This is a genomic window from Nostoc sp. JL31, assembly GCF_017114965.1.
Taxonomy (GTDB): Bacteria; Cyanobacteriota; Cyanobacteriia; order Cyanobacteriales; family Nostocaceae; genus Nostoc; species Nostoc punctiforme_A.
In genome coordinates this window covers 1-3,955 of sequence record NZ_JABXKO010000027.1, presented here as the reverse complement: position 1 = coordinate 3,955, position 3,955 = coordinate 1, and the positions used below count along the sequence as shown (strand labels likewise).

Below are 3,955 nucleotides of genomic sequence, written 5' to 3'. Positions count from 1 at the left end.
TGTATCAGGTCAAAGGCTAATTTCCCTAATATTATTAATCTCACTTGCCTATACGAATATTAAGTCCGAGAGAAAAGAAGTCTAATTAGACATTTTATCTTAGTTTTTTGTGCCTATACTTTTATTCTTTGGCATCAGTTGACAGGTGGTTTGAGACGCAGGTGGGCTAACAAACCTTTGAACACCTTTACTGAAGCTTTAAAAGCATTTAGAACGGCTATGTCTTATCGATTCTTCGATTGGTTGACCCTCAACCGTGACGTGTTTACTGCTTATAAAGCCAGTTTGAGCTTTACCCGGATTTCTCACAAGCAATAAAAAATCAATTTACATGACCTCATGTAAGATATTTTTTTGATACATTATCAATTCAAATTTAGGTAGGGAGACAAAATTAGTATAAAACCATAGCTATAGGGATAAAATAGTTACCATATTATTCTTGGTAGTGAAAGCAAAATCCTCGGTTCATAAAATTAAGCATTTAAAAATTAGACTTGGATCAAACCAAGCTCAAAGCATCATTAATCAGAGATGAGTGGAAATGCACCAAAACTAATATTAAGCGGTATTCGGGAGCATTTTTAAGCATCGGTAAGCAGCAGCCCAAATATGTTTGGAAGGATTTGAGGTACTAATTGCAATTAAAATTCGCCGTGCGCTTACAGTAATCAGTGCGACTAATTTCAGTAATTTAGTCCGAATAGTTCCGACTTGGGCGTTTTGTAATTCTGTCTTTGCCAAACATTTTGACCGCAAGGCATTCATCAAAACGTAAGCTATAGAAGAAAACCACAATCGTAACTGATTGCCCGCAAATGTGTGTGTACTGGTTATATCGCTAAAAAGTTCCAGTTGTTGTTCTTTAAAGCGGTTTTCCATCTCACCTCTAGGATAATACTTCTGGGTATAAAGTTCACCTGTAGCCATCTTATTTGTAGTAATTGATGTGACTACAAAACGGATATTGGTTCCCTTGACTCCATACTCAACTTTACAGACAACACGGCGACTACGACTCCAAGATTCACGAGTCTGGTATTCTAAAGATTTATACCAAATTGAGTTATTAATCAAGTCAGAAGCAACTTCAGGAAGTTGTTCATCTGGGTTAAACACAGTTTCTAAAAATGAAACTACTGTTGATAGTTTCTGCTCATACTCAAGCGATGCTCTATTTTTAGTCGTGGTAGTCATCTGAATTAAACGACTGTTTTGCGCCAATCCAAAAACGTAATCAACTCCCGTTTGGGATTCATACCAGTCCATGATATTGTCTCGTGAATATGCACTATCTCCACGTACTAAAATCTGGACATTACTCCATTGCTCACGTATTTGTTTAATAACTCTTTGTAGTTCTTCTAATGCACCGGCTGCTGGGTCTACATTTGAAGGTCGTAGTTTTGCTCCCAATAAGTGTTTGCCACAAAAAATATAAAGTGGAGCATAGCAGTATCCTGCGTAATAAGTATTGAAAAAAACTTGCTCCTGAGTTCCATGTACTAAATCATCAGTTACATCCAAGTCTAAAATAATTTGTTGTGGTTCTTTGGTGTAAGATTCTAGAAATATATCCACAAATAGACTTTCAATTTCTGATGGACAATGCCCGATTTTATGATAACGACTATCTGCTCCTTGCTCTACATCTTGTGGACAATGTTCCAGCCTATTTAATGTACTCTTTCCAGCTAATATAACTGCTTCATTTTCTAGTCCAATTCTTTTTTGTAATGCTAACGCAAACATTGGATCATGACGTAATTCTTCATGGTCATTCAAATCTTCATATCCCATGACTAACCCGTATATCCGTTGTGCAATTAAGCTTTCTATTGGATGCAACATTCGGTTGATTTGACGGTAATCTTGGAAACATAGGGCTAATCGTGATGTTATCTGCAATTTTCGGTCTAGTTCCGCAATTAAGCCTAACCCAGCATCGGATGTTACCTGTCACCCAGTGAAATTTACTACGATTGGGGGTGATTTTGGCTGTTCAAATTTGAACTGTTTTGGTATCGATCGCGTTGCTGGGTGAATCATCCTTTAAAACTACTGAAATTCTTGACATATATACATCTTAGCAGTTTTTATCTCCCTTTTTTTACGAGTTGGTGAGAAATCCGGGTTAATTTTTGTTTAAGTCCCGCCAGTGTCAAATAATAGTGCATTTGCAGTTTTCGTATCCTCTCAAAGTTTGTCTCTCCCTATTGAGTGATGCTAGTTCTATGCCTGGATTGACAAAATGTTTGATAAATAGGTTCTTTAAATGTAGAAGGTGCGATCAAGGTTTATAGTATCCAAGAATCTCAACGAACACTCGCGATGCTGTTGGAGGATTTTGGTGGGGAGTCATTAGCAAAATTGCGTTCTGAATTGCCCGTTAGGCGATCGCTCTGTTAGTTTAAGTAAAAACACGGGAAGAATAATGTGGGTCTGGGCAGAGATATGCATAGGATTCCCTTATTCTTCCTACTCCAGACTTACTACAAGTAATTTTGGAGTTCCCTAATGATTGAACACTTAATGCATACAGTCAATCAAAATACCGAAGCATTTGCGGATTTATTGTTCGGATTTTATTTAGATGGAGACGCGGTAACTCGACAACAAATTGAACTGGAAATACTTGATTTGGCGAGTAAACATAAAAATTGGCATGAGCATGGACAAGATTTAGTGCAGAGATTACGAGAGTTGGCACAAAAAAAGGGATTATAGGGACAGACAAGGCAACAAGGCAATCTCATAGCATGAGCAAACTGGATCGCCAACAGATATCTCGCTACTTTCACCCCGTGTAATAGGCAATTGAAAGTGCTTCTATGTCTGCCATGAGGGGATCACATCTATGTAACGTTCAAATTCTAAAATTTTTGGGAATACTAAGTTTACGTTTTTACGAGACATAAATAGATACCTTACAACCCTGGATAAATTGCAATCTCGATAGAGTTGGCATTTATCCAGGATTTTTTATCAAGAAAGGCAGAGGGCAGGAGGCTCAGTTGGCTTTTATGGAATTCTGATTCCAGCACTAAAGCCTGTTACCGTAGGAAACAAGGGGTTAAGACTAGGGTGTTGCACCTCACTCAACTGAAACCCTATCTACGTAGGTAAAAAAAGTGGAATAACTCTTTATTCGACTGTAATGGTACTTTTTTAGCTCTTTAATTACTATTCTTTTTGCTATAACTGTTTATCTATTCTCAGATACGCCCGATAGTAGAGCAGGATTTGAAAATAATCTTAAATTTATAATTTTATTTACTCTGCGATTAGTTATGTGTTTTAGCTCAATATTTAGTATTGTAGCTTACTTAAATAATAGAAATTATTCCGTAGCTGCCTTACTTGAAATTAGCCCTATAATCTACAGTTATGATACTCCCACCGATCACCAGCCCTTATAGAAAATCAAACTACTCTTCTTGTTGAGCGGCAGTTTATAATATTCTATAAAGATGATTAAGAAAAATGATTAAGCCTAAAAATGTGTATCGCGGACACTCAATGGAAAAAGTTGGTCATGGTAAAAGAGCGGGATTTAAAACAACTATCAACGAAAAAGAATGGTCTGCCGTGACTGAATTAGAGGTAAAAACAGCAATTGATGTTTGGATTGATGAAGGAATAGAGCCTTAGTTATTGCCTACATAGCTATACTTTGTGCCGACATGAATAATTGAGTTGCGAAACTGGGAGGTACGGAATAGCCGATGATTGACCCAGCAGTGGCAGTCTCGTTGGGAAATTCGTACCAGTCAGGAAAACCCTGTAACCTCGCTGCACCTTGAATAGACAAAGACTTGACTGTACCATCAGGCAACCAGATATCAGCGAACTTACTACGATTGCAGCCTTTGTGATCTGTAAAGTGGGATCGCAGAATGGTATTAGCAGGGTGTGACCCTGGCTTGTACTTGGGTAACTTGCGTCCTCCAACCCG

General features: G+C 37.8%; 3 protein-coding genes and 2 pseudogenes. 3 read left to right on the top strand and 2 right to left on the bottom strand.

Features of this window, described 5'->3' with window-relative positions:
- A pseudogene (locus HWQ43_RS04880) lies at positions 1-318 on the top strand (hypothetical protein); the annotation flags it as partial.
- A gap of 243 nt (positions 319-561) precedes the next feature.
- Here the strand turns inward: HWQ43_RS04880 and HWQ43_RS04875 are convergent.
- Positions 562-1,947: pseudogene (locus HWQ43_RS04875) on the bottom strand (IS1380 family transposase); the annotation flags it as partial.
- Positions 1,948-2,517: 570 nt separating this feature from the next.
- On the opposite strand from HWQ43_RS04875, the gene HWQ43_RS04870 reads away from it, so the two are divergent.
- Both HWQ43_RS04870 and HWQ43_RS04865 read left to right on the top strand, forming a co-directional pair.
- The gene (locus HWQ43_RS04870) at positions 2,518-2,727 is read left to right on the top strand and encodes a hypothetical protein (protein ID WP_292730848.1); all 210 of its coding nucleotides are present in this window, start codon (positions 2,518-2,520) and stop codon (positions 2,725-2,727) included.
- A 756-nt stretch (positions 2,728-3,483) separates the two neighbouring features.
- Positions 3,484-3,651: a hypothetical protein gene (locus tag HWQ43_RS04865; protein WP_292730846.1), complete on the top strand. Its 168-nt coding sequence runs from the start codon at positions 3,484-3,486 to the stop codon at positions 3,649-3,651.
- Positions 3,652-3,658: 7 nt separating this feature from the next.
- On the opposite strand, the gene HWQ43_RS04860 is transcribed toward HWQ43_RS04865, so the two are convergent.
- On the bottom strand, positions 3,659-3,955 hold a 297-nt coding region (locus HWQ43_RS04860; protein ID WP_292730844.1), incomplete at its 5' end, for a DNA cytosine methyltransferase.